The 26,694-nt window shown below is 55.7% G+C and carries 25 protein-coding genes; 2 read left to right on the top strand and 23 right to left on the bottom strand.

Annotation, left to right across the window (positions count from 1 at the left end; translation table 11 throughout):
* Positions 1-57 precede the first annotated feature (57 nt).
* The 8 genes from NSS88_RS13190 to NSS88_RS13155 all read right to left on the bottom strand — a co-directional run bounded on the left by NSS88_RS13190 (position 58) and on the right by NSS88_RS13155 (position 9,766).
* On the bottom strand, positions 58-231 hold the full coding sequence (locus tag NSS88_RS13190; protein WP_201027876.1) for a hypothetical protein: 174 nt from the start codon (positions 229-231) through the stop codon (positions 58-60).
* An 80-nt stretch (positions 232-311) separates the two neighbouring features.
* Positions 312-770 (bottom strand): D-aminoacyl-tRNA deacylase, encoded by a 459-nt coding sequence (gene dtd, locus NSS88_RS13185; RefSeq protein WP_061580794.1) that lies wholly within the window; start codon positions 768-770, stop codon positions 312-314.
* 23 nt (positions 771-793) lie between these two features.
* Positions 794-2,992: a RelA/SpoT family protein gene (locus NSS88_RS13180; RefSeq protein WP_061580793.1), complete on the bottom strand. Its 2,199-nt coding sequence runs from the start codon at positions 2,990-2,992 to the stop codon at positions 794-796.
* Positions 2,993-3,140: 148 nt separating this feature from the next.
* Positions 3,141-3,653, bottom strand: a complete 513-nt coding sequence (locus NSS88_RS13175) for an adenine phosphoribosyltransferase (RefSeq protein WP_033014788.1) — start codon at positions 3,651-3,653, stop codon at positions 3,141-3,143.
* Positions 3,644-6,010, bottom strand: a complete 2,367-nt coding sequence (gene recJ, locus NSS88_RS13170) for a single-stranded-DNA-specific exonuclease RecJ (RefSeq protein ID WP_328063418.1) — start codon at positions 6,008-6,010, stop codon at positions 3,644-3,646. The genes NSS88_RS13175 and recJ overlap by 10 nt, the downstream gene beginning before the upstream one ends.
* 57 nt (positions 6,011-6,067) lie before the next feature.
* A complete protein-coding gene (locus NSS88_RS13165; protein ID WP_080985658.1) occupies positions 6,068-6,976 on the bottom strand; it encodes a cation diffusion facilitator family transporter in 909 nt (302 codons plus the stop codon).
* Between the two features lie 137 nt (positions 6,977-7,113).
* Positions 7,114-9,366 carry a protein translocase subunit SecDF gene (gene secDF, locus NSS88_RS13160; RefSeq protein WP_049624740.1) on the bottom strand — a complete coding sequence of 751 codons (2,253 nt, stop codon included), beginning with the start codon at positions 9,364-9,366 and terminating at the stop codon, positions 7,114-7,116.
* A 112-nt stretch (positions 9,367-9,478) separates the two neighbouring features.
* The gene (locus tag NSS88_RS13155; protein ID WP_033014790.1) at positions 9,479-9,766 is read right to left on the bottom strand and encodes a post-transcriptional regulator; all 288 of its coding nucleotides are present in this window, start codon (positions 9,764-9,766) and stop codon (positions 9,479-9,481) included.
* A 111-nt stretch (positions 9,767-9,877) separates the two neighbouring features.
* On the opposite strand from NSS88_RS13155, the gene spoVB reads away from it, so the two are divergent.
* Together spoVB and NSS88_RS13145 are read left to right on the top strand one after the other, a co-directional pair.
* Complete coding sequence (gene spoVB, locus NSS88_RS13150) at positions 9,878-11,440, top strand: stage V sporulation protein B (RefSeq protein WP_049624741.1); 1,563 nt, start codon at positions 9,878-9,880, stop codon at positions 11,438-11,440.
* Positions 11,441-11,506: 66 nt separating this feature from the next.
* Positions 11,507-11,890 carry a TIGR04086 family membrane protein gene (locus NSS88_RS13145; protein WP_033006360.1) on the top strand — a complete coding sequence of 128 codons (384 nt, stop codon included), beginning with the start codon at positions 11,507-11,509 and terminating at the stop codon, positions 11,888-11,890.
* Positions 11,891-12,053: 163 nt separating this feature from the next.
* Here NSS88_RS13145 and yajC read toward each other — a convergent pair whose 3' ends face one another.
* From yajC to nadB, 15 genes are all read right to left on the bottom strand, one after another.
* Complete coding sequence (gene yajC / locus NSS88_RS13140) at positions 12,054-12,326, bottom strand: preprotein translocase subunit YajC (protein WP_033014793.1); 273 nt, start codon at positions 12,324-12,326, stop codon at positions 12,054-12,056.
* A gap of 23 nt (positions 12,327-12,349) precedes the next feature.
* Positions 12,350-13,492 (bottom strand): tRNA guanosine(34) transglycosylase Tgt, encoded by a 1,143-nt coding sequence (tgt, locus tag NSS88_RS13135; protein ID WP_033014797.1) that lies wholly within the window; start codon positions 13,490-13,492, stop codon positions 12,350-12,352.
* 17 nt (positions 13,493-13,509) lie between these two features.
* Positions 13,510-14,538 carry a tRNA preQ1(34) S-adenosylmethionine ribosyltransferase-isomerase QueA gene (queA, locus tag NSS88_RS13130; protein WP_033014798.1) on the bottom strand — a complete coding sequence of 343 codons (1,029 nt, stop codon included), beginning with the start codon at positions 14,536-14,538 and terminating at the stop codon, positions 13,510-13,512.
* Positions 14,539-14,957: 419 nt separating this feature from the next.
* On the bottom strand, positions 14,958-15,164 hold the full coding sequence (locus tag NSS88_RS13125; protein ID WP_013524224.1) for a DUF2905 domain-containing protein: 207 nt from the start codon (positions 15,162-15,164) through the stop codon (positions 14,958-14,960).
* Complete coding sequence (ruvB, locus tag NSS88_RS13120; RefSeq protein WP_033014842.1) at positions 15,161-16,162, bottom strand: Holliday junction branch migration DNA helicase RuvB; 1,002 nt, start codon at positions 16,160-16,162, stop codon at positions 15,161-15,163. The genes NSS88_RS13125 and ruvB overlap by 4 nt, the downstream gene beginning before the upstream one ends.
* A 33-nt stretch (positions 16,163-16,195) precedes the next feature.
* A complete protein-coding gene (gene ruvA / locus NSS88_RS13115) occupies positions 16,196-16,780 on the bottom strand; it encodes a Holliday junction branch migration protein RuvA (protein WP_033014800.1) in 585 nt (194 codons plus the stop codon).
* Positions 16,781-16,883: 103 nt separating this feature from the next.
* A complete protein-coding gene (locus NSS88_RS13110; RefSeq protein WP_049626408.1) occupies positions 16,884-17,360 on the bottom strand; it encodes an intercompartmental signaling factor BofC in 477 nt (158 codons plus the stop codon).
* A gap of 227 nt (positions 17,361-17,587) precedes the next feature.
* Complete coding sequence (locus NSS88_RS13105; protein ID WP_014196414.1) at positions 17,588-18,328, bottom strand: YebC/PmpR family DNA-binding transcriptional regulator; 741 nt, start codon at positions 18,326-18,328, stop codon at positions 17,588-17,590.
* A gap of 138 nt (positions 18,329-18,466) precedes the next feature.
* Positions 18,467-19,201, bottom strand: coding sequence for a YhcN/YlaJ family sporulation lipoprotein (locus tag NSS88_RS13100; protein ID WP_033014804.1), 735 nt, complete (start codon positions 19,199-19,201; stop codon positions 18,467-18,469).
* Between the two features lie 116 nt (positions 19,202-19,317).
* A complete protein-coding gene (gene nadE, locus NSS88_RS13095) occupies positions 19,318-20,058 on the bottom strand; it encodes an NAD(+) synthase (RefSeq protein ID WP_033014805.1) in 741 nt (246 codons plus the stop codon).
* A gap of 34 nt (positions 20,059-20,092) precedes the next feature.
* Positions 20,093-21,037, bottom strand: coding sequence for a phosphotransferase (locus NSS88_RS13090; protein ID WP_049624747.1), 945 nt, complete (start codon positions 21,035-21,037; stop codon positions 20,093-20,095).
* Entirely contained in the window at positions 21,021-22,955 is a 1,935-nt protein-coding gene (gene safA, locus NSS88_RS13085; RefSeq protein ID WP_341084962.1) for a SafA/ExsA family spore coat assembly protein, read from the bottom strand. Before safA ends, NSS88_RS13090 begins: the two co-directional genes overlap by 17 nt.
* Before the next feature lie 158 nt (positions 22,956-23,113).
* Positions 23,114-24,217 carry a quinolinate synthase NadA gene (gene nadA / locus NSS88_RS13080; protein WP_049626406.1) on the bottom strand — a complete coding sequence of 368 codons (1,104 nt, stop codon included), beginning with the start codon at positions 24,215-24,217 and terminating at the stop codon, positions 23,114-23,116.
* Positions 24,218-24,232: 15 nt separating this feature from the next.
* On the bottom strand, positions 24,233-25,063 hold the full coding sequence (gene nadC / locus NSS88_RS13075) for a carboxylating nicotinate-nucleotide diphosphorylase (RefSeq protein ID WP_049624750.1): 831 nt from the start codon (positions 25,061-25,063) through the stop codon (positions 24,233-24,235).
* Between the two features lie 32 nt (positions 25,064-25,095).
* The gene (gene nadB / locus NSS88_RS13070) at positions 25,096-26,646 is read right to left on the bottom strand and encodes an L-aspartate oxidase (protein ID WP_049624751.1); all 1,551 of its coding nucleotides are present in this window, start codon (positions 26,644-26,646) and stop codon (positions 25,096-25,098) included.
* Positions 26,647-26,694: the final 48 nt, after the last annotated feature.

Below are 26,694 nucleotides of genomic sequence, written 5' to 3'. Positions count from 1 at the left end.
CCGCCTCGGCCCACGAAACATCCACACGCCGCGTGCGCTCCTTCCAACTCGCCATGCTTACGGACGGGGCTGCTGTTTTTTCAACATTTGTACGTCTTTCGGCACCACACCGAATTCGGATGCCAACTCAAACGCTCTATATTGAGCCTCGAGCCGCACCCATTCGTGAAAGTCGGCGGACAACACATCGTCCGCCCGATGCGCCTGCTCGCCTCTTTTGGTTTGCCGCATCGCGCTCCTCCTTTCTTATTGCCGCACTTGTTTTCATCTTTCCCATTTTTCGCCGAAAATAAAAAAGAAACCGGGAAACTTTATCGGTTTCCCGGTTTCTCGCTGCTGTCGATGATCAAGGTGACCGGCCCGTCGTTTGTGAGCGATACGCCCATCATCGCACCGAATACGCCGGTTTCTACATGAACGCCTCTTTCGCGCAAAGCGGCGTTGAACGCTTCATACAGCGGCAAGGCATGGTCGGGCTTTGCCGCCGCCATAAAGTTCGGGCGCCGGCCTTTTCGGCAGTCGCCGTAAAGGGTGAACTGCGACACCGACAGCACCGCCCCGCCGACGTCAAGCAAGGAGCGGTTCATTTTTCCGTTTTCATCTTCAAAAATACGCAAATGAGCGATTTTCTCAGCCAAATAGGCAGCATCGTCCTCCGTGTCCTCGTGTGTAACGCCAAGAAGGACGACAAGCCCAGCATCGATCGCTCCGACCGTCTCGCCGTCGACGGTGACTTTGGCCTCTTTCGCCCGCTGGATGACCGCTCTCACTCGCCTTCCTCCTTTCGCCGCCCTTAGTTGTTCATCAAACGCTGGACGGAATAAATGTCGGGAATTTGCTTGATTCGATCGACTACTTTTTGCAAGTGGCTCAAATTATGAATGGCGATCGTCATATGGATCGTCGCGATTTTATGGCGATGATCGGAGCGTCCCGAGACGACGGAAATGTCTGTTCGCGTTTCATTGACCGCCTGCAGCACCTCATTCAGCAAGCCGCGGCGGTCAAACCCGGTGATTTCAATGTCGACGTTATACTCGCGCTCGCCGCCTGTTCCGCTTTCCCATTCGACCGCAATGAGCCGGTCGGCCGCTTCTTCCGTCTGGACGTTCGGGCAGTCGGCGCGGTGGACGGAAATGCCGCGGCCGCGGGTGATAAAGCCGATAATCTCATCGCCCGGCACCGGGTTGCAGCAACGCGACAGGCGGATGAGCAAGTTGTCGACCCCCTGGACGCGAATGCCGCAGTCGCGCTTTTTTCCAGCCGGCAGCTTGGCTTCGAAGACCGCTTCGGCCAGTTTGCGCTGCTGTTCCTCGAGATCGCGCTGCTTCCGCCATTTTTCCGTCAACCGATGGGCGATTTGCGCCGCTGTGATGCCATGATAGCCGACTGCCGCATACATATCGTCTTCATTCGAAAAATTAAATTTTTCCGCAACACGCTTGACGTTGTCCGCCGTCATCACTTCTTTCGGTTCAAAACCGAGGCTGCGCACTTCTTTTTCGACCATTTCTTTTCCTTTTTCGATATTTTCTTCACGCCGCTGTTTTTTGAAAAACTGGCGGATTTTGTTGCGCGCCTGCGACGTCTTGGCGAGCTTCAGCCAGTCCTGGCTTGGACCGTACGAATGTTTCGACGTCAAAATTTCCACGATGTCGCCCGTCTGAAGCTTATAGTCAAGCGGCACCATTTTGCCGTTCACTTTGGCGCCGATCGTTTTATTGCCGATTTCCGAATGGATGCGATAGGCGAAATCGATCGGCACCGACCCGGCTGGCAGCTCGATGACGTCGCCCTTTGGCGTGAAAACGAACACCATATCGGAAAACAAGTCCATCTTGAGCGATTCCATGAACTCTTCGGCATTGCTCGCGTCGTTTTGCCACTCCAAAATTTCCCGAAACCAAGACAGCTTTTCTTCAAATGAATTAGGTTTGATCGTCTTTCCTTCTTTGTACGCCCAATGGGCGGCAATTCCGAACTCGGCGATTTGATGCATTTCGAATGTGCGGATTTGCACCTCAAGCGGCTCGCCCTTGGGGCCGATCACCGTCGTGTGGAGCGACTGGTACATGTTCGGCTTCGGCATGGCGATGTAGTCTTTGAAGCGCCCTGGCATCGGCTTCCAGCATGTATGGATGATGCCGAGCACCGCGTAGCAGTCTTTAATGCTGTTGACAATGATGCGGACGGCAAGCAAATCGTAAATTTCATTAAACTGTTTGTTTTGCATCACCATTTTTCGGTAAATGCTGTAAATATGTTTCGGACGCCCGGAAATTTCGCAAGGAATATGCACTTCGTTGAGCCGTTCGCGCACTTCTTGAATGACTTCCTCCAAATATTGCTCGCGCTCAGCCCGCTTTTTCTTCATTAAATTGACGATGCGGTAATATTGCTGCGGGTTTAAATAGCGAAGCGCCGTATCCTCAAGCTCCCATTTGATTTTCGAAATGCCGAGCCGATGCGCGAGCGGAGCGAAAATTTCGAGCGTCTCATTGGCAATGCGCCGCTGTTTTTCGGCCGGCAAATGTTTCAATGTCCGCATATTGTGCAGCCGGTCGGCGAGCTTGATCAAAATGACCCGGATATCTTGCGCCATGGCCAAAAACATTTTCCGGTGGTTTTCCGCCTGCTGTTCTTCCTGCGATTTATATTTAATTTTCCCAAGCTTCGTCACCCCGTCGACAAGCATCGCCACTTCCGCGCCGAACTCGCGCTCGAGGTCTTCTTTTGTCGCCTCAGTGTCTTCGATGACATCATGCAAAAACCCGGCGGCGATCGTTGTCGCGTCCATCTTTAAGTCCACCAAAATGCCCGCGACTTGAATCGGATGGATGATGTATGGTTCGCCCGATTTCCGAAATTGGTCGCGATGGGCGTGCTTGGCAAACTCATACGCCTTTTTCAAAAAGGCGACGTCTTGTTCCGACAAATAACAGCTCGCTCGTTCAAACACTTGCTCCGCTGTCAGCACTTGTTCATTGGCCATAGGGTTGAATCACCTTTTTAATCGATTAAAATTGAAGCTGCAAAGCACAGAGGTCCGTTGCGTTCATACGGTTAATAAGAAAGAGCACTCATGTGTGAGTGCCCCTTTTTTCTTTATTGTATCCGAAGATGCGAACAATGTCGACTGTTTAAAACTGCATCAGCGTCAAAATGTCGTAGCCTTCCAATTTTTTGCGGCCGCCAAGCTCGGTGAGCTCAATCAAAAACGCCAATCCGGCCACTACTCCGCCGAGCTGTTCCACCAAATCGATCGTCGCCCGCATCGTCCCACCCGTCGCGAGCAAATCGTCGGTGATCAACACACGCTGCCCTGGCTTAATGGCATCTTTATGCATCGTCAAGACATCTGTTCCATATTCCAGGCCATACTCCACACGGACGACTTCGCGCGGCAGCTTCCCTTCCTTGCGCACCGGCGCAAACCCGACGCCAAGCGCATAGGCGACTGGGCATCCGATGATAAAGCCGCGCGCTTCCGGACCAACGACGATATCGATTTGTTTTTCGCGCGCATATTGAACAATTTGGTCGATCGCGTATTTGTACGCCAGACCGTTGTCCATCAGCGTTGTAATATCTTTAAACATGATGCCCGGCTTCGGGAAATCGGGCACAATCGTAATGTATTGTTTTAAGTCCATGATACGTTTGCCTCCTCGTGCGTTTGCGAACGTGTCATTTCCGCCAAACAGCGTTTCAATTGCTCGTAAGTGGAATAGACTAACTGATGCTCCGCCTCAAGTTCGTCCCGCCGCCGGCGGTACGTCGGCGATTCGTGCAAATCGCGCTTCGCCGGCTGATGAACGAGCGAAATGACGCCGTTTTGTTCGCTGATAAAGTCAAGCTCTAAAAACACCTTCGCCATAAAATGAACCGTCTCTTCCGTCCAACCGCGGGCGCGGGCCAGCTCACCGCCGCGCTTGGCGAGCGGAAACGAACGGTGTTGATGCAAAAAGGCGTAAAACCATTTAAAATGTTCGCGCGTCGGAAACGTGCGGAAAAATTGCGCCTCGGGCTGGGCGAACACCGCGTAAATGCGCGCCGGCCGCCCGTTGCCAAGAAGCGCCGACAGCAAGGCCAGCCGCGGCGGCACGTCAAGTAGCACGACATAGCGGTCGTCAATCGATAAGGCGCCCGCCTCTTCTTCGGTCGGCACGCAATGAAGCTCCCCGCGAAATGGCGCCACGTCCGGGCGCTGTCCAGTTTCGCAGCGAAAGGAGACGACTAGCCGCTTCTCTTTTGGCAGCCGCTCAAGAAGTGGACGGACGTCGCGGCAGCCGCGGACGTCAAACAGCTGGCAGTCGCTGACCGCCAGATCACACAACGACAGCTGTGGCTTGGCGAACCCGTTCCATTCGTTCACCGACAGCTCCCCGACCGCCGAAATGCGCGCATCCGGAGCGATTTCTTCGCATAACGGCCCGAGGCCGAAGCCGATAGCATCGATCGCGGCCCCGTCTTGGGAAAAGACGGCTTTCATATGGGCTCCGTTCGCCCCGACGCGCCGCATGGTTTCAACCGACGCCCCTTCAATGAGAACAAGCGGCCGTGGATTGCCGACGCCAAACGGAGCGAACCGCTCAAGGCCGCGGGCGGTCGACAGCGTCAACTCAGCAATCGAACAGGAAGCATCGATGAACGTCGGCGGCGTAAAATCGTCCTCAGACAACGTTTCGGCGGCGATGGCGTTCAGCCGTTGCCGCAATTCTTCGACATCATCAAGCGCCAATGTCATCCCCGCCGCCATCGGGTGGCCGCCAAAGTGCGGCAACAGGTCGCGGCATTGCGACAGGCTGGCGAATAAGTCAAACCCATGAATGCTACGGGCTGACCCTTTGGCGATCCCTTTTTCCCGGTCGATTGAAAGCACGACCGCCGGGCGGTAAAACTGCTCAACAAGCTTAGAAGCGACAATGCCCACCACTCCGGCATTCCATCCTTCGCCTGCCACAACCAAGACGCGATGTTCCTCAGGAGGAAATTGGCGGCGCACCATGTCCGCCGCTTCTTCAGCGATTTGTGCCACAAGCTGCTGACGTTCGCGGTTTAACTCGTCCATCTCCGCCGCCAGCTGCACCGCTTCGTTCTCATCGTCCGTCATTAAGAGCGCCACTGCCGGATCGGCGCCGCCGAGGCGCCCCGCCGCGTTCAAGCGCGGAGCGATGACAAATCCGACCGTCTGTTCGTTGATGGCCGCCGCATCAATGCGGCATTGCCGAAAAAGAGCGCGCAGCCCGATGCGCTCCGTCGCTCGCAACGCTTCAAGCCCGTGTGCAACAAAGAGGCGGTTTTCCCCAACAAGCGGAACCAAATCAGCGATCGTGCCGATCGCGACCAAATCAAGCAAATGGCGCGGCACCCGCCCAAGCAAGGCATGGGCTACCTTAAACGCAACGCCGACGCCGGCTAAATCGCGAAACGGATATGTACTTCCCGGCTGCTTCGGATGGATGATCGCATGCGCCTCCGGCAACACCGGACCTGGCTCGTGGTGATCCGTTACGATGACATCCATCCCCCACTCGTTGGCGGCCGCAATTTCCTTGACCGCCGCAATCCCATTGTCGACGGTCACAATGACGGAAACGCCGCGCTCTTTTGCGGAGCGAAACGCCGCCATGTTCGGCCCGTATCCTTCCGTAAATCGGTTCGGAATGTAGAACTCGACCGACGCCCCCGCCTCCTTGAGAGCACTCACCATCACCGACGTGCTGCAAACGCCATCGGCATCGTAATCGCCGTATACCAACACGCGTTCACCCGCGTCGATCGCCCGCTTTAGACGCTGAATCGCGCGCTCCATCCCGTCAAGCAAAAACGGATCATGAAACGATTGCTCAAGCGGATTGAGAAACGACGCCGCCTCCGAGGCCGTCCGCACCCCGCGGCGGACGAGAAGCCTCGCCAATAAGGGCGTGACGCCGGCTTCCTCAGCCAGCCGCCTCACCGTCTGCTCATCGAGGCGCTCCACCTCCCAACGCGTTTTCGCTTTCAACATGTCTCCCACCTCAACTCTCCTTATTATACAAAAAGGAGAAAAGGGCAGGCAACGACATTACGGTTTTTTTTCCGGGTTGTACGGGTTGATGTGAACCATGACATTGCGGACGCGCGGCAGCGTCAGTAGTTTTTCTTTCACTTTCTTTCCGATCCGGTGCCCCTCTTCGACCGTCAAGCGCGGATCGACGGCGATTTTCAAATCGACGATGACGTAATGGCCGTGCTCGCGTGCATGCAGCTCATTGATTTGCCGCACATCGGGAATGGACAAGACCGCCTCGCGCAAATAGCCAGCCTCTTCCTTGTGAAGCACATGGTCGATCGCCGTATGGACCGACTGTCGGCCAAGGTCCCATGCCATTTTCAGAACAAGCAGCGAGACGAACAATCCGGCGAGCGGGTCGGCATATACAAGCCAGTCAATCTCCCATTTTCCACCGACAATGGCGGCGCCGACGCCGATGAGCGCAGCAAACGACGAAAACACATCCGATCGGTGCTCATAGGCGTTGATGATCAGCGCATCGCTGTTTAGCTTTTTCCCGAGCCGGTATTTATAGTGAAACATCGCTTCTTTGACAGCAATCGACAACAACAAGATGTAAATGGCGGCCGCCCCGGGCGGCGACAGTGGGGCGAAAAATGACAGAAACGCCGAGCGCCCGATCTCGATCCCAACGAGAAATAGAAGAACCGCCACAATAATGGCGGCGATTGATTCCGCTTTCCCATGCCCGTACGGATGATCCTCATCCGGCGGGCGCGCAGCGGCCCGCAGTCCAACCCAAACGGCGAACGAGCCGGCAACATCGGACGCTGAATGGGCGGCATCAGCGATCAACGCTTGGCTTTGGCTCCACACACCGACCGCCGCCTTGACAGCAGCAAGCGCCATGTTGCCGGCGATGCCGACGACCGCTGCTGTTTTCGCCTGCTTGAATCGCTGTTCGTGTTCCATGGCCATCTCCCCCACCTTTGCATTCAGCAGCCTCACACGCTGCCTATGTTGCATCTGATGGTTAGTATATCCATTTTCCGCCCCGAGCATTGCACCGAACAAAAAAGGCGCCGGAAAAGCACATTCACTTTTCCGGCGCGCTGTTACACCTGCGGTTCGGCCTCGGCCGCCGCTTTTTTGGCTCCTTTCCCTTTTTTGAGCTCCTGTCCTTTCCAAACGACCCAAAGCTGAGACGCGATGCAAAGCGACGAATAGACGCCGCACACAAGTCCAACGAGCAAGGCGAGGTTGAAATTGCGGATCGCTTCGCTGCCAAAGATGAGCAACGCGATGACCGTAAACAAGACGGTCAATACGGTATTGACCGAGCGCGTAAATGTTTGCTGCAACGCCCGGTTGACGATATACTTCAAGTCGTCAACCGTTTTCACTTTCCGCTTTTTCATCAAATCCCGGATGCGGTCAAACGTGACGATCGTATCGTTGATCGAGTACCCGATGATCGTCAGCACCGCGGCGATGAATGTCAAATCGACTTCAAGACGCGTCAAGCTGAACACAGTGACAATGAAAAAGGCGTCATGCAACAGGGCAACGATCGCCGCCAACGCCATCCGCCACTCAAAACGGATCGTCACGTAAAGAATGATGCCGATCGAGGAAATCAGCACAGCAATGAGCGCATTGCGGGCCAGCTGCTTGCCGACGACCGGAGAGACGGTGCTGATGTTTGGTTCGTTGCCATACGCTTGCTTCAATTCATTTTTCAGCTTGGCAATTTCTTGCTTATCGAGCACGCCAATCAAGCGGACGACGCCTGTTTTCCCATCCGTGCCGGACAGGACGACATCCTCCGGCTTGTAGCCGAGCCGCTCGAAATAGTCGCTCAACTCTTTCGCATCGATCGGCTGGCTGCTCTTCACCTCAACGCGCGTTCCGCTCGTGAAGTCAATGCCAAGATTCAGCCCCAGGGCAAACAACGAGATGACGCCGGCGATCGCCAATGCGCCAGAGAAAATGAAAAACTTTTTGCTATGTTTGACAAAATCCCAGCGGTCAAACTTCGTCGGCACTTCCGTTTCCTCGGTCGTTTCGGCAATGTTTAAGATTTGCGACTTTTTGACGCCAAACCACTCCGGCTTTTTATCGAGCCAGCGGCTTGACACAAGCAGTCCGAGCAACAGCCGCGTGCCATAAACAGCGGTGAGAAAGCTGACGACGATGCTGATGATGAGCGTCGTCGCAAACCCTTTCACCGAGCTTGTCCCGTAAATAAAAAGAACAGCGCCGGCGATGATCGTCGTAAGGTTGGCGTCAAAAATCGTCGCAAACGACCCGCGGTTGCCAGCACGGAACGCCGACAGCATCGACTTGCCGAGCTTCAGCTCCTCTTTGATCCGTTCGTACGTAATAATGTTGGCATCGACCGCCATCCCAACCCCTAAAATCAGGGCGGCAATGCCCGGCAGCGTCATCACGACGTTCATCCAATCAAACAAAAGCAAAATCAAATAAATGTATACCGACAGCGTAATGACGGCGATGATCCCGGGAAGCCGGTAAAACCAAATCATGAACAAGAAGATCGCCGCCACACCGATGATGCCGGCCAACACCGTTTTTTGCAGGGCGTTTTTCCCAAACTGAGCGCCGACGGACGTGGAGTAAATTTCATGCAGCTCGACCGGCAGCGCGCCGGCATTGAGCAAATCGGCCAGCTGTTGCGCTTCTTTGACCGTAAAATTGCCGACGATCGACACATCCGTCTGATTGAACACTTGGTTGACTGAAGCGGCGGAAATAAATTTCGGATCCGTTTTGCCCGCTTCTTTCCGGTAGGAGTCCACCCCTTCTTTAAAATCGAGCCAAATGACTAAAATGTTGTTTGGCGGCCCCATTTTATATACTTTTTCCGTCACCTGGCGGAACTTGTCGGCGTCTTTCAATTTCAGAGCGACGCTCGGCCGGCCGTTTTCATCAAACGACAGCTTCGCTCCGCCTTGGACGAGGTCGCTTCCATCCATAAGCACGTTGTCATTGACATCGCGGAACGTCAATTTCGCCTGCGTGGACAAAATTTCGCGCGCCTCATTTTGGTCTTTCACCCCGGCGAGCTGGACGCGGATGCGGTTTCCTCCCTCGATGTCAACGCGCGGCTCGCTGACGCCAAGGACGTTGATCCGTTTATTCAGCGCACTGACGGTGCTTTGCAGCGTCTCTTGGTCAATCTTATCGCCTTTTTTGGCCGGCTTCACTTCATACAGCACTTCAAAACCGCCTTGCAAGTCAAGGCCCAGTTTGATGTTATGTACAATTCCTTGAATCGTCGGCCCCATCACTCCGGCGAACAAAAGCAGGAGCAGAAAAAAGGCGACGATGCGGTTTCGTTTTACCATTCTCCTTAAGATCCTCCTTCAACTTGCTTCAGAGCCGTCCGGTGTCGCGCCAAGCAAAACATTGGCCTCGCCTTCCATTATGAAACAGCAGCCGGCAAGTGTCAATTTTCCACTATAACAACTCCTTTAAAACCCGCTCCAACTCATCATCGCCGGCCGCCTGCTGCTTATACGAACGCATCGTCAAAAATATCATATACTCGCTCGGCGAAAGAGAGAAAATGTCGCTGACCAACTCATGCAGTTTTTTTTCCGCCGGCCGATGCTTCCACTTTCGGGAACATAAACATTCCCACAGCCCGTCCATCGTCACTTGCGTATAGCCGAGAAGACGAAACTCATCGCACTTCGACTCGAGCGCCGGCATGAGCTGTTCGCGCAGCTTCCGGTTTTCATCCATCCCCCATACCCCCTTGTATCCATTGCCGCCTGCCAATCTTGTCATGCTTGGCCATGGGCCTTGCATATATTGTATAAAAGATGGAGGCATTTGAGAAGGCAGGGGGAGAAAATGTCTAAATTTTTACAAGGTACGGTCATTTTAATCGTCGCTGGCTTTATTACGAAAATTCTCGGCTTCATCAACCGAATTGTCGTCGCCCGCATGATCGGCGATGAAGGAGTCGGGCTGTACATGATGGCCGTGCCGACGCTCGTTTTAGCGATTACCGCGACGCAGATCGGGCTTCCGGTCGCCATTTCCAAACTCGTCGCCGAAGCAGAGGCGGCCGGCGACCGGCAACGGGTGAAACAAATTCTCGTCGTGTCGCTGGCCACCACCGGCGCGCTAAGCATCGTGCTTCTGCCGGCGTTGATCGCTGTTGCGCCATGGCTCTCCCGGACGATGTTCACCGACCCGCGTACGTACTATCCGCTTCTTGCCATCGCTCCAATTGTGCCGATCGTCGCCATCTCTTCGGTGCTGCGCGGCTACTTTCAAGGACGCCAGCAAATGAAACCGTACGCCTACTCGCTCTTGCTGGAACAAATCGTCCGCATCAGCTTGATCGCCTTATGCACACAGCCGCTTTTGCCGTACGGCGTCGAGTATGCCGCCGCCGGCGCCATGGCGTCTTCCGTTCTCGGCGAGCTGGCAGCATTATTGTATTTACTGTTTTTATTTAAGGTTAAAAAATCGATTCGCCTGCGGACAAAGTTTTTTCACTACGTCCAAGCCGGCAAAGAGACGTTCGTCCGCCTCATGCGCATTGCCTTGCCAACGACCGGCGGCCGTTTGATCGGCTCGCTTTCTTGGTTTTTTGAGCCAATCGTCGTCGCCAACAGCTTGGCATTGGCCGGCATCGCCGCCTCCACTGCCACAAGGCAATACGGACAGCTTGTCGGCTACGCGCTGCCGTTGTTGACGTTGCCGTCGTTTATTACGTACGCGCTTTCGACCACCCTGGTGCCGGCCATCAGCGAAGCCATGGCGCAACGCAAGCTGCTTTTGGTCGAATACCGGATCACCCAGGCGATGCGCTTGTCGCTTATCACCGGCGGCCTTTCCACCGTCATTCTTTACTTGTTCGCCGATCCGCTCATGCGCTGGATGTACGGCACAAGTGAAGCCGCGATCTTTATTCAAGTGATGGCGCCGTTTTTCTTATTGTATTATTTCCAAGGCCCGCTGCAGGCGGTCTTGCAAGGACTGGACTTGGCGAAAGCCGCCATGACGAACAGCTTGATCGGAGCAGTGGTGAAGCTCGTGTGCATCTTCGTCCTTGCTTCCCGTCCAAGTTTGGGCATTATGGGCGCGGCGCTGGCGACTGCAGTCAGCACCGTTCTTGTGACGTTGCTTCACTTTGCCACGGTCGTCAAGATGGTGTCTTTTTCCATCGATGCACGCGAGTACATCAAAGCGCTTGGCGCCATCATCGCTGCGGGCGCAATCGGCTATGCGCTCTCCCGCCATCCGCTTTTGGCGGTGCCCGCACCGCTTTGGACGCTGCTTGCCATGGCCGCGACAGCCGCCCTATATGCCGCCTGCCTCATTCTGTTCCGGCTCATCCGGCGCGAAGAGCTCGTCTACCTTCCGGGGCTGCACTGGCTGGCCGGAAAAAACAAGCGAAAATAAACGTCTAAACCTGTCCGGCGGTGAATATATTGTGGTAAAAAGCGTTTGGGCCAAGGAGGGATTGCGGTGTCACGGCTTGGCAGCGCACTGGTGTATGGAATCGCCACAGTTTTTGTGTTGGCGGCGCTCGTCAGCTTCATTTTTTCGTTGTTGCTCAAATGGACGGACATTCACGAATCGTCGCTCACCTGGATCGTGTTTGCCGCCTCGGTTGTCTCGCTGTTTATCGGCGGCGTTGTCGCCGGCGGAAAAAGCCAAGAAAAAGGATGGCTCGCCGGCGGGCTGACCGGCCTCTTATTTACGGCGATCATCTTTTTGTTTCAATTTCTTGGCATGGAAAAATCGTTTACCGTCGAACAATGGCTGTACCACCTTGCCTTTTTCGCCGCTGCTTCCTTAGGTGGCATCGTCGGAGTCAATTTGTCATCGTCGCGCTATGAACGGACGTAAAAACGACAAACCATCGCAAAAGCAAAAGGTGTCCTCAAGGCAAACGGGACACCTTTTGTGATGGAGAGCGCGATGGTAAGAAACGAGATTGCGTCTCGCTCGCGCTTTTCACACCGCCGTTCAAATCGGCGCTCAAGCTTAGATGCCGATGGCCGCGCTTTCGCTACGCCTTACTTTCCGCCACCACTTCTCTCACCGCGGAGCGGTCGAACGTCAGTCGCGTGCCGTCGCCGGCGCGAACGATGATTTTGTCCTCATCGACCGAGTCGATGATGCCGTGCAATCCACCGATCGTGATGATTTTATCGCCTTTTTTCAAATTCGCCTGCATTTGCTGGATGGCGCGTTGCCGTTTTTGTTGCGGGCGAATGAGCAAAAAGTAGAAAAACACAAAAAACAGCACAATCGGCAACAAATTGGCGATCACTGCGTTCATGCAATCCCCCTCCTTTCCGGTCGTCAAAAGTTTTTTGCATTCGGCTTGTTGAAGCCGTAGCGTTCGAAAAATTCCTCACGGAAATCGGCGAGTCGATCTTCGCGGATCGCTTGTCTCACCTGCTCCATCAATTTTATCAAAAAATAGACGTTATGATAAGACGTGAGGCGGATGCCAAATGTTTCATCACATTTGATGAGATGGCGGATGTACGCACGCGTATAGTTCCGGCACGTGTAGCAGTCGCAGTTCGGATCGAGCGGCGAGAAGTCGCGAGCGTACTGGGCATTTTTGATCACCACCCGTCCTTCGCTCGTCATCACGGTGCCGTTGCGGCCGATGCGCGTCGGCAATACGCAGTCGAACATGTCGATGCCGCGGATCGCCCCGTCGATGAGCGAATCCGGCGAACCGACGCCCATTAAATAGCGGGGCTTGTCCGCCGGCAGAAGCGGCGTCGTAAACTCAAGCACCCGATTCATGACCTCCTTCGGCTCGCCGACCGACAACCCGCCGACCGCATAGCCCGGGAAATCGAGCGACACTAAATCGCGGGCGCTTTGCCGGCGCAAATCTTCATATTCACCGCCTTGGACGATGCCAAACAGCCCTTGCTCATTCGGGCGGCGGTGCGCCTTCAAGCAGCGCTCCGCCCAACGGCTCGTCCGCTCGATGGACTGTTTCATGTATTCATATGTCGCTGGATACGGCGGGCACTCATCAAACGCCATGATGATGTCGGCGCCAAGCGCATTTTGAATCTCGACTGCTTTTTCCGGCGATAAAAACAGCTTATCGCCGTTTAAATGGTTGCGGAAATAGACGCCTTCTTCCTCGATGCGGCGGAATTCACTGAGGCTGAACACTTGGAAGCCGCCGGAATCCGTCAAAATGCCGCGATCCCAATTCATAAACGCATGCAATCCGCCCGCTTCCGCGACAATGTCATGCCCCGGGCGCAGCCAAAGATGATAGGTGTTGCTTAAAATGACGCCGGCCCCCATTGTCTTCAGCTCTTCCGGCGACAGCGTCTTGACCGTGGCGAGCGTCCCAACCGGCATAAACATCGGCGTTTCAAACGAGCCGTGCGGCGTATGGAGGATGCCAAGGCGCGCGCCCGTCTGCCGGCACGTTTTGATCAGTTCAAAGCGAATCGGTGTCGTCAACGTGCTCTTCTCCTTTCTCAAATGATGAGCATCGCATCACCGAAGCTGAAAAAGCGGTATCGCTCTTTGACCGCTACTTGATACGCGTGCAAAATATTTTCGCGCCCGGCGAGCGCACTCACGAGCATGATGAGCGTCGATTTCGGCAGGTGGAAGTTCGTCACCAGCCCATCAATCCCTTTGAACTCATAGCCCGGATAGATGAAAATGTCGGTCCAGCCACTTTCTGCAACAAATCGGCCGTTATGTTTGCCGGCGACCGTCTCGAGCGTCCGTGTCGACGTCGTGCCGACGGCGATGATGCGGCCGCCCTGCTCCCGGACGCGGTTTAACGTCTCAGCCGTTTCCTCGCTCATTTGATAAAATTCGGCGTGCATATCGTGCTTCTCGACTTCGTCCACTTGCACTGGCCGAAACGTGCCAAGCCCGACATGAAGGGTGATGAAGACGATATGCACCCCTTTTTCGCGAATGGCGTCAAGCAGCTCTTCGGTGAAATGCAAACCGGCGGTTGGCGCCGCTGCCGAACCAATTTCACGGGCGTACACCGTCTGATACCGCTCCGGGTCGTCGAGCTTTTCTTTAATGTACGGCGGCAGCGGCATCTCGCCAAGCTCGGCCAATACTTCATAAAACAGGCCGTCATACGAAAACTCAAGCACTCGCCCGCCGTGTTCCAGCGTATCGAGGCAGACGGCTTGAAGCTTCCCACCGCCAAAGGTGAGCTTCGTCCCCGGCTTGACCCGTTTGCCCGGCTTAACGAGCGTCTCCCAACGGTCGCCGTCAAGGTGCTTTAAAAGCAGCACTTCCACCGTCCCGCCCGTTTCCTCTTTTTCGCCGTAAAGACGCGCCGGCATGACGCGCGTATCGTTTAACACGAGGCAATCGCCCGGATTCAAGTACGAAATAATGTTTCGAAACGTTTCATGGCGAATGGCGCCCGTTCGTTTATCGAGCACCATGAGCCTTGATGCCGCCCGGTCTGGAAGCGGCGTTTGCGCAATCAACTCTTCCGGCAAATGAAAATCAAACAAATCGACTTTCATCCTATTTCGCGCAGGAGACTCCCACTTCAACGACCAAAGGGAGTAAGTGGGAGAGGAATGCGCGTTCCCCCCTTTCTTTTGTGTATGATATAATAAAGGCGTGGAGAAAACCGTTCAATAAAGGCACTCCAATCACGGCTACTCGATGTATGGAGTTGGTTACAGGAAACGTTGTAACCGTAAAACATCGAGCGTAGGTCCGTCTGTTGTGTGTGGAAGCCAAGTACTGCCAACAGACACACCGAGAGAATCGGTAACGATGCAGGCATGACCTGCGTCGTTGGGTAGTCGTCAACCTGCCCCCTGATGCAACCCCAAGTCAAGGAAGGAGGACGAAGTCCGTTTGCACTTCTGGGGAGTTGCAAGCCCCCACTTCAAGCGTTAGCTAAGTGGGGGTAGTTGACGCAGTTCTCCTTCCTTCAGCGAAATCGTCCGAGTACGTAAAAAATCAACGATAACACAACGCTCAGCAAGATGGATGTCACAACGGGAAAATAAAACGTCATATTCCCTTTGCGGATGACGATATCCCCCGGCAAGCGGCCGAGTTTGACAAACTGCATGACAAACCCGACAATGATGAGCACAACGCCGATCGTCATGATCAACTTTGGCAAGCTGTTCACCGCTTCGGAACCTCCATTTCGAAATGGGCATACGCAGCCGGCGTGACGACGCGCCCGCGCGGCGTCCGCTGCAGCAAACCGATTTGCAGCAAATACGGCTCATACACTTCTTCAATCGTCTGCGCCTCTTCCCCGATCACCGCCGCCATCGTTTCAAGCCCGACCGGGCCGCCGGCGAACTTCTCAATGATCGCTAAAAGCAGCTTATGGTCAATGTGATCAAGCCCGAGCCGGTCGACCTGCAGCCGCTCGAGCGCCTCGACAGCGAGCGGCAGGGTAATTTCACCGTCCCCGCGCACTTGCGCAAAATCGCGGACGCGCCGCAGCAAACGGTTGGCGATGCGCGGCGTGCCGCGCGCCCGACGGGCAAGCTCAAGCGCCGCTTCGCGCTCGATGCCGATTTGCAAGATGGCCGCCGCCCGCTCAATGATTTGGGCGAGTTGGTCGACGTGATAGTATTCGAGCCGGCTGATGACACCAAACCGGTCGCGAAGCGGCGCCGACAGCGCCCCGGCTCTCGTCGTCGCCCCGACGAGCGTAAACGGCGGCAAGTCGAGGCGAAGCGTGCGCGCATCCGGCCCTTTGCCAATCGAGATATCTAAGCAATAATCTTCCATCGCCGGATAGAGCACCTCTTCCACCGCCCGCGGCAGCCGGTGGATCTCATCAATAAAGAGCACATCCCCCGGCTCAAGCGAAGTGAGAAGCGCCGCCAAATCTCCCGGCCGCTCGAGCGCCGGTCCAGATGTCGCTCGCAGCTTGACGCCCATTTCATTGGCGATGATCACGGCCAGCGTCGTTTTCCCAAGCCCCGGCGGCCCATACAGCAGCACATGGTCAAGCGTCTCCTCGCGCAGCTTGGCCGCTTCAATGAACACCCGCAAGTTTTCTTTCACTTTATCTTGCCCGATATACTCATGCAAATATTGCGGACGCAAACTCGGTTCCAATGCCGCCTCGCCGCCTAGGGCAGCGCTGGATACGATCCGGTCATCCATCGCCATCCCTCCCTTCTTGGTTTCCTCCTTTCCTTACTTGAGCAAGAGTGCCAACGCCCGCTTCACATATTGCTCCGTCGACATCGCTTCACTGCGGAGCGCCGGAATGATTTTTTCAATTTCCCGCTCGGCGTAACCGAGCGCCTTGAGCGCAGCGACCGCCTCAGCCAGCTCTCCGGAAAGCGGGGCGGCCGAACGTGCAGCCGCCGGCGCCGCAAGCGCTCCGAGCTTCCCTTTTAAATCCAAAATCATTTGCCGAGCCGTCTTTTTGCCTACGCCTGGAAACTTGCATAAAAACGCCTCGTTTTCTTCCTCGATGGCCCGCGCCAGTTCATCCGGACGCCCGGCCGCCAAAATGGCAAGACCCCCTTTCGGACCGATGCCAGACACTTGAAGCAGCTTAGTGAACAAGTTGCGCTCTTCGCGCGTGGAAAACCCGTATAAAGCGTGCACATCTTCGCGCACATATTCGTATGTATACACCGTCACCACCGCCTCGCGGCTCTCGCGAAAGGCAAACGGATTCGGCGTAAAAATTTCGTAGCCGATGCCATGATGGTCAATGACGATATATTCCGGGCAGACGTAGTCGACGTACCCGCGGATAAACTCGATCAATGGATGCTCCTCTCCTTTTCTCGTCCTTTCATTGTATCATATGATTTCATTATAGCAAAAAGAAATCCCGTGATGCGCATCGCACCACGGGATTGTTGCCGCTTTACTGGACAACCGCAAAATGGCGGTACATTTCAATCACTTGTTCGTATTGTTCTTTCGAGAGGACGCGAATTCCTTTCTTCAGCTTTTCTTGCTGACGGCTTTCGAGCTTTTGCACGTCGATTTGGAAAAACGACTGGATGATTTCGCTCGACTGGCCCGGTTTGCCGTTGAAGATAGACAACGTGCCATCGTCCGTAATTCCGAAGTAGCCGTTTGTTTTTAACAACGGCGAAATGTCGTTGATTGTTTTGAGAAACACGATCGTCTGATCATCGAGCGTCACGAGTTGCCAACCGCGATATTTTTTCCATATTTCTGTCATCGAATCGACGGTTTCGGTGACTTTCTCTTCGCTCATCTCTCCGTCCAAGTATTGCCGCTCGAGCACAATCGTCATCTTAACCGGTGCGGCGGAGGCCGAATGAACCGGTAACACGATGGCGGCGATCCACATTATGAGGGAAAGAATTCGCATCGTTTGTTCCTCTCTTCTCGGATGATGGTTCCTTTACGCCACTAGTTTTACCAGCGGACGCCATTTTATTCCTTGATCCATCAGCTTTTTTGCCAAGCAAGCTGCCGCCGATCCAAAAAGTGGGGCGGGGATTCGAGCCAACGGCGCTCGATCATCATATTCCATTATGTTCCACGACCTTCGAACGTATGTACAAAAAAATCCGCCGGCTTCGCCGACGGACGTCGCTACTCCTCAAGCACCGATTCGTCCAAATTATGGTACACTTCTTGGACGTCATCATCATCTTCAAGCGTATCGATCAACTTCAGCATTTTTTTCAAATCGTCGCCCTCAAGCGTCGTATACGTTTGCGGAATCATCGTAATTTCCGCGCTGGCAAACGTGAATCCTTGCTGTTCCAGCTCGTCTTTCACCGTTTCAAACGATTCGGGCGCTGTATAAATTTCGAACGATTCGTCCGTTGTTTCCATCTCCTCGGCGCCCGCTTCAATGGCCAACAGCAGCAATTCATCCTCATCAACGTTATGCTGTTCGCGGTCAATCACGAGCAGCCCTTTGCGCTCGAACAAATAGGAGACGCAACCCGTTTCCCCTAAATTGCCGCCGTTTTTCGAAAAAGCGGCGCGTACGTTTGCGGCAGTGCGGTTTTTATTGTCGGTCAGGCAAACGACCATGACGGCAACGCCGCCTGGTCCATATCCTTCGTAGCGAATTTCCTCATAGTTGGTATGTTCTTGGGTTCCAGTTGCTTTTTTAATCGCCCGTTCGATGTTTTCGCTTGGCATGTTGGCCGCTTTCGCCTTCTCAATGACAAGGCGCAGGCTCGGATTGGACGCTGGATCGCCTCCGCCGCTTTTGGCGGCCACATAAATTTCCTTCGCCAGTTTCATGAACAGTTTGCCGCGTTTGGCATCTTGAGCATTTTTCCGCCGTTGGATATTTTTCCACTTCGAATGTCCAGCCATCGACAGTTCTCCTCTCATCGCAACGGAATGTTCCGATTATTACTATAGCAAAAAACGCGGAAATTGTCAGCCAGCTCCAGCGAAGGAGCAGCCATGAAAAAAGGCGCCCCGCTTTTTTGGGACGCCTTTTTCGGTTTGTCACCGAGTGTTTTCCGGCCGTTCTTGAATCGTGCCATCGATAAAAATGGTGCGCAAATCACGGCGGATTTCTTCCATATTGATTGGAGTCCCGCGTCGAAGCGCGTTGTCAATCGTGCGAATGCGGTGGTACATGCTCGGATTCGAGGTGACGCGCACCCGCTTGCCGTCCGCGTACGGAGCGACCGCTTGCTCGACACGCTTCTCAAGCCGCTTGGGATGGCGGGCGTCTGTGGCAATCGCGATGAGCGCCTGATCGCCATACACAACCGCGCGGGCATCGTCGACTCCGTTCACCGCTGCGGCGCGGCGGGAAAGCTTCTCAGCCAAACCGCCGGCATAGCTTCGGTAGTACGACGGGTGCGGATCGACGTTTAGCGAGTGCAAATGCCCATGGTAGTTGTAATCACTGTCACCGAAATCGACGTCGGGCGGAAGAGCCGGAACGTCCGTGTCAAACCGGGTCGCTGCTGGTCCTCCGAGGCGGCCGTCGTCCGTCAAATAATCGGTGACCGGACCGCGGCGCGCCCATATATAACGGTTGTCATAATTGAGCGCATTCGTCCCATATTGGCCATAGCGGAAATCGTCGCCTCGCTCCGTCGAGTAAAAACCGATCGGTCTCGCCGCATCATGATAACGCTGCGCCCCTTCCTCATTCGCCCGGTAGTTGGTGCATGAGGCGAGCAATCCGGCGACCGACAACACGCCGATCCATCTGACCGCGTATCTCAATGGAAAACCCCCCTTGGTTTCCTTCGCCCAAGGCTGGCATGAAGCCAGCCTTACGTTTAGCTTGCGGCAAACGCGGGGGGTTTATCGCTGTTAGTTCAACCCAACGAGATGACAGCTTAAAACTTCGGCGGCGCAATCGCCAACTGTCGTTTATGATGCGAACGTTCATGAAGCCGTTCAATAATTTTCCGATCGCGTTCTGGAATCTCTTCCCCTTTTAAATATTTATCGATCATTTCATACGTCGTGCCCATTTCGCTTTCATCCGTCTGCCCTTCCCACAGTCCGGCGCTTGGAGCTTTCTTGATAATTTCTTCCGGGACGCCGAGCAGACGACCCATTTCGCGCACTTCGCCTTTTGTAAAGTGAATGAGCGGCACTAAATCGACTCCACCGTCACCGTATTTCGTAAAGTAGCCCGTATGCCATTCGGCGGCGTTGTCCGTACCGACGACGAGATAGCCGTAATTGTTGGCGACCGCATACAACGTTGTCATGCGCAAACGCGCCCTTGTATTCGCATCTCCGAGGCGCGCGCGCTCTTCGCTCCATTCCCCGATGGCTTTCAGCTCGGCCTCGACCGCGCCAAACAACGTCCGGTGCGCCTCGGTCAAATCGATGACCAAATGCCGGATGCCGCAGCTTTTCACCACTTTCAGCGCATCTTCCATATCTTTCGGATTGCTTTTGCAAGGCATGATCAGCCCCAGCGAATCGTCCGGAAAGGCACGCTTAATCAAATGGGCGACAACCGCCGAGTCGATGCCGCCGCTGATGCCGACGACCGCCCCGTTTAAACCGGCTGATGAGACTTGGTCACGCAACCATTGCACGAGTTTGTCAATTTTTTCTTGCATCCGCCCTCGACTCCTTTTCCAAAGATTCCATTTCTCATTGTAGCATAGCATAAAGGCTACGGACAAACCGTTCTCTCCGCTTGCGGTCAAACACAAGAGGGCGGCGGCGCGCGGCGGCTGACCGCCATTCACGAAACACATCAGCCGGAAATAAGAGCGCATGCAAAAACCAGCGTTTTTCCAACCAACGGCGAAGCGGAGCGAAACGGGCGAGTGTTGAATATGACCAACCGATATACGGCAAGAGGCGATTGGCGTATTGGCAATAGTCAAGCCCGGGCGAGGCAAGAGCGGCCGCGTCATAGTCGATGAGGTACATCTGGCCGGTTGTGGTGCGCAAAAAATTATGGGAGGCGACATCACCATGAATGATGGCAGCAGAATCCTCCGTCAACTCTGGAGCATGCTCGCGACACGTTGATAGACAGTAATCCGCCCAGCGCAGCGTAAATAAAATGTCTTCTTTGTCCATGATCGTTTCAACAACAGGCAAATGTCGGCAAAACTCCTCATAGCAGCGCCGCCATTTGTCATACAGCTGCGCACGCGGTAGCCCTATCGCCTCCTGCTTGCTGCTGGCGATGTTTGCCGTTATGGTATGGTAACGTTCGAGCAAATGAAGTCCGTCAGCGGCGTCAGCCCAAGCGGCAAACGAGATTGGACGCGCTCCGGCTACATATTCCGTCAGCAGCCAATAGCATCCGCCGGCTTCAACCACTCCTCCGCGCCCGATCGGCATAGGGGCCGGCGCGTCGGAAAAACCGGTCTTCCTTAATGCGGCAAGAAGCCAGGCGTGCCGCGCGGCCGCAACAGGAAAGCGATACGCTTTGGCGACAAACATTCCTTGCCGGGCGGCAATGGCGAAGACATGCGGTTTCAATGCCACAACTTGTTGAATAACAAGCCGATATTGGCGGTCAAGAAGAAAAAAGAGACGGCCGACGGCGTCTCTTTCGATTGGATTATTGTTCTTCACCATGTTCGCTCTCCTCATCCGGCGGCCCGGCAAACAGGCGCGGGCTGGCGGCCGGCGGAGCAGGCGAAGGCGCATACCCAGGCGGGCTTGTCGGGTAGACGACGCCCGGCCACGGAAGCGGCGCCGCCTGTTGTGGGGCATACCCGTATGGAGCCGGCGGCACGTACACGCCAGGCGGTGCATACCCCCCATAGTGCGGAACCGGCGAATATACAGGCATATAGGCAACTGGCGGATACCCAGCCGGAGGCGCATACACCCCGGGCGGCGCGTATCCCGGCGAAGCGAAAGCGGCTCCCGCTGGCGGCGTCGGCGGGATGGCAGCCCCATGTCCACCCGGCCCAAGAAGCGGTGGGGACTCCGCCGATTCACTGCTGCTTTCACTGATGCCTGGATAAGGTGCTGCACCGCTTTCTGGGCTTTCCCCGGCCGGCGGATTGGGCAGCGGAGAATACGGCGGCATCGCTGGCAACGGCGGCACATAAAACCCTGGCCCCGGCAAAATCGGCGTCACCGGCACACATCCTTGATCACTGCCAAACGCCGGCGCTGGCGGCGGCGCGACCGGAACGTATGGAATGTTCGGAAGCGGCGGCGCTTCATCACTTTCCGGTTCCATCTGCTCCCCTTTCAGTTTATCCGGGCTTTCTCCTGTTTCCTCTTTCATAATGCCAGGTAAAATATTGCTCGGCTTCGGCGGAATCGGCGGCAGATTCGACAACGATTTGGCAAATGAAACGTGAGAGGACGCAGCGGCCGGCGGGATCGTATGCACAAACGGCGGTTCGACAGTCGGCGTTTTCGCTCCCTCGGCGTTCGCGGCATTTGGCGCCTCATTGACCGGCACATTCGGTGTTTCATTTACTGGTGCGTTTGGTGTTTCGTTGACAGGTACTTTCAGCTCCCCTTTCCCCGTCGCTTTCGGTGTTTCGCTGACTGGCGCCTTCGGTGCTTCCTTCACTGCCGCTTTCGGCGCTTCGCTCACCGGCGCCTTCGGTGCTTCCTTCACCGCCGCTTTCGGCGCTTCGCTCACCGGCGCCTTCGGTGCTTCCTTCACCGCCGCTTTCGGCGCTTCGCTCACCGGCGCCTTCGGTGCTTCCTTCACCGCCGCTTTCGGCGCTTCGCTCACCGGCGCCTTCGGTGCTTCCTTCACCGCCGCTTTCGGCGCTTCGCTCACCGGCGCCTTCGGTGCTTCCTTCACCGCCGCTTTCGGCGCTTCGCTCACCGGCGCCTTCGGTGCTTCCTTCACCGCCGCTTTCGGCGCTTCGCTCACCGGCGCCTTCGGTGCTTCCTTCACTGCCGCTTTCGGCGCTTCGCTCACCGGCGCCTTCGGTGCTTCCTTCACCGCCGCTTTCGGCGCTTCGCTCACCGGCGCCTTCGGTGCTTCCTTCACTGCCGCTTTCGGCGCTTCGCTCACCGGCGCCTTCGGTGCTTCCTTCACCGCCGCTTTCGGCGCTTCGCTCACCGGCGCCTTCGGTGCTTCCTTCACTGCCGCTTTCGGCGCTTCGCTCACCGGCGCCTTCGGTGCTTCCTTCACCGCCGCTTTCGGCGCTTCGCTCACCGGCGCCTTCGGTGCTTCCTTCACCACCGCTTTCGACGCTTCGTTGGCCGGTGCGTCATTCGCCGGCGTTTTGCCTTCTGGAGCAACGGCGCCGAACTCTGTATCAATGTCGATCGAAACGAACGGCTTGGCTTCCGCGTATGGGTGCTCTTCTATTTTCGCTTTTTTCGGCGGCGCCTGCCATTTTGTTTCTTTTTTGACCGGCACTCCCGCCGTCGGCACTTTGATTTTCATTCCGGGCATAATCATATCCGGGTCGCTTACATGCCCATTTATTTTTTTCAATTGTTCAAAATCAACCCCATATTTTTGGGCTATTTTCCAAAGAGTATCTCCCTTCTGAACAATATGGATTTTCACTCCGCTCCCCCTCCTACACCGATACTGTTTGCACTCTATCCGACCGATGCTTGTTTCCCGATATCGTCTTTCAACACAATGTATGACGATGAGCGCCCATTTATGATAAAAAAATCCCCGGCCGGACGGAAGCGATTCCGTCACGCCGGGTTGGGGAACTAGGCAAGAGCAAGCATGCGGTCAAGCGCCGCTTTCGCCTGACAGGCCACTTCGTTCGGAACGGTGATGCGGTTGACGACCACACCTTGTTCCAGTGATTCAAGCGCCCAAACGAAATGCGGCAAATCAATCCGATTCATCGTCAAACACGGACACATGTACGGATTTAAAGAAATAATCTCCTTATCCGGATGTTCGTTCTTTAACCGGTTGACCAAGTTCATTTCCGTCCCGATGGCCCATTGACTGCCGGGCGGGGCGTTGCGGATCATTTCGATAATATATTTCGTCGATCCGGCGTAATCCGCCTGCTGGACGACTTCCCAGCTGCATTCCGGGTGAACGATAATGTTCATTTCCGGTTTCGTCCTCCGAATTTGTTCGATTTGCCGGACGGTGAAGTTTTCATGCACCGAGCAATGCCCTTTCCAAAGGATGACTTTGACATTGTCAACCGGCCCGCTGCATTGCAGCGACTCTTCACGCGGATCCCAGACCGCCATCTCATCGAGACTGACGCCGAGCGCATAGGCGGTGTTTCTCCCTAAATGTTGATCCGGCAAAAAGAAAACCCGCTCTTTTTGCGAAAACGCCCATTTGACCATGTTTTTCGCGTTGGATGACGTCACCGTCGCCCCGCCATGGCGGCCGACAAACGCTTTAATCGCCGCCGTCGAGTTGACATACACAAGCGGGATGATCGTTTCGCCAAATAGATCCGTGAGCGCTGCCCACGCCCGCTCGACTTGGAAAAGATCAGCCATATCGGCCATCGAACAGCCAGCGCGCATATCGGGCAAAATGACCACTTGTTCCTCTCTCGTCAAAATGTCGGCCGTTTCCGCCATAAAGTGGACGCCGCAAAATACGATATACTCCGCTTCATCGTTTTTTGCCGCCAGTTGGGCCAGTTGAAGCGAATCGCCGGTCGCACCGGCAAACTGGATGACTTCATCTTTTTGGTAGTGATGCCCAGGGATAAACAAGCGGCGGCCGAGCCGCTCTTTTATCGACCGAGCGCGGGCCTCGAGCTCGCTTTTTTCCATCGTTCTATAGCGCTCTGGCATGTCATCGAGCCGTTTTAGCTGCTCCAGTACGTTCATTATTTTCTCCCCCCGTCATTGTAAATCAAAACTAATGTCAAGCGCTCGAGCGGAATGGGTTAAACATCCGAGCGAAATGTAGTCGACGCCGGTCGCGCCGTACGCTGCTACGTTGGCGAGCGTAATTCCCCCGGACGCTTCGGTGATGATCGGCTTTGGCACGAGCCGGACAAACGAACGCACTTCATCCGGCGTCCGGTTGTCAAACATAATGACGTCTGCCCCCGCTTCGACCGCCTCGAGCACTTCCGCTTCCGTTTCCGTTTCCACCTCGATTTTCACCATATGGCCGAGCCGCTCCCGCACCGCTTTGACCGCGTCGGCGATCGATCCGCAAAAGGCGATATGGTTGTCTTTGATCATGACGCCATCATACAAGCCAAAGCGATGGTTGTAGCCGCCCCCGCACGTGACGGCATACTTTTCAAGCATGCGCAGCCCGGGAGTTGTTTTCCTTGTGTCGCAAATGCGCGTATGACTGTCACCGAGCAAATCGACGGCTTGGCGCGTCACGGTGGCGATGCCGCTTAGGCGCTGAAGCAAATTCAAAATGACGCGCTCGCCGGACAACAGCGCTCTGACCGGGCCGGATGCAGCGGCGATCGCTTCGCCGGCTGCGACCCGCTCGCCGTCCCGTTTCATAATCGATACTTCGACGCGCGGATCAAGCAGCCGATATCCGGCTGCAATGATGCCGACGCCTGCTATGACCCCGTCCGCTTTCGCGGCAAACACGCCCGCCGCCCGCTCATCAGCGGGAAAAACCGTTTCACATGTGATATCGCCATCGCCGATATCTTCAAGAAAAAACTGCCGCAGCAATTGCTCAAGCTTTACCTCGTTCATGTCCCATCCCCCTCTTTGTTCACTTGGCTCATTCACCGTCCAGCCGGCAAACAGGCCCATTCTTCTTTCGTCCGCACGAGGCGCCGCCCTTGCCAGCTCGGATGCGGATGCGGAAAATCGCTCCGGTAATGGCCGCCGCGGCTTTCTGTGCGGCGAAGCGCCGAAGAGGCGATCAGCCACCCGGCAAGCAGCATATACCCTGTTTCGATGTCCTCGGCCGCCAACGTCTCGACATCACCTTCAAGCCAATACGGCAGAGAAAATTGTTCCAGCCAATCAACCGCCTCACGAAGCCGGCTGCCATCACGCACGATGCCGACGCGTGTAGACAGCTGTTCGCGAATCAACGCCCGCTCCGGCAGCGTCGGGCCGAATGGGCAATTGGACCTTCGGGCGCGCCCTCCTTTCGCCGGCCAGTCGTCCCGGCGGCTGATCGAACAGGCGGCGCGGGCGCCAAATACAATCGCTTCAAGCAAGGAATTGCTGGCAAGCCGATTGGCGCCGTGCACGCCGGTGCATGCCGCTTCCCCGACAGCGTATAAACCCGGTACGGTCGTCTGCCCCCACTCATTGACGACGATGCCGCCCATGACAAAGTGGGCGCCCGGCACGACCGGAAGCCGGCCGGCTTCCCAATCGATCCCATGCGCTTCGCACAGCGCGGCAATCGTGGGAAAGCGGCGGCGAAAATGGGGGACAGCGGAAATATTCAAATAGACGCAGCCGCCGCGGTCAATCTCGGCAGCGATGGCGCGCGCGACGATATCGCGCGGCGCCAAATCGCCAAGCGGATGGACGCCGTCCATCACGCGCCGCCCGTCTTCCGTCTCTAACACCGCTCCCTCGCCGCGCACCGCCTCCGATACAAGCCCGACCGCTTTTCCCATGGCGGCCAACATCGTCGGATGAAACTGGATGAACTCCATATCCGCCACCGCCGCACCGGCGCGATACGCCATGGCAATGCCGTCGCCTGTTGCCGTTGGCGCATTCGAAGTAAACGTGTACAACCCCGCGCAGCCGCCGGACGCCAATACGACAGCGGACGCACGCCAGACCGAAACACGGCCGTCTTCCCGCTTCGTTTTCACCCCGACGCAACGGCCGTCTTCGATCAACAAGTCAATCACTTGTTCCCCCTCGACGATCGGCACACGGTCATTCAGCTGCTGAAGCAAAAACGAAACGAGCGCCTTTCCGGTTTGGTCGCCGCCGGCATGCAAAATGCGGCGGAAGCTGTGCCCGCCCTCAAGACCGACAGAAATCCGGCCTGATTCGTCGAGATCAAACGCCATGCCGGCGTTCATCCATTCCTGCAGCCGCTCCGGCCCCTCGCGGACGATGAGCTCAACCATTCGTTCATCGTTATGGAGACAACCGGCGGTCATTGTATCGTGAAAATGGCTGCGCCAACCATCTCCTTCCGCCAACGCCGCCGCCACCCCGCCTTGCGCCCGCCATGAGTTGCTGTCCGATCGGCCTTTCTTTGTGAAGATCATCACATTTTCATGCCGCGGCAAATAGTAAGCGACCGTTAACGCCGCCAGTCCGCTGCCGACAATCACAACGCCGCCTTCTCCCATGTTTGGACGCTCCTTTCTTTCCTACTGTCTTGACATCTATATTTACAC

The sequence above is a fragment of the Geobacillus sp. FSL W8-1251 genome (assembly GCF_038005945.1).
GTDB lineage: Bacteria > Bacillota > Bacilli > Bacillales > Anoxybacillaceae > Geobacillus > Geobacillus stearothermophilus.
This window is presented reverse-complemented; position numbering and strand designations above follow the sequence as displayed.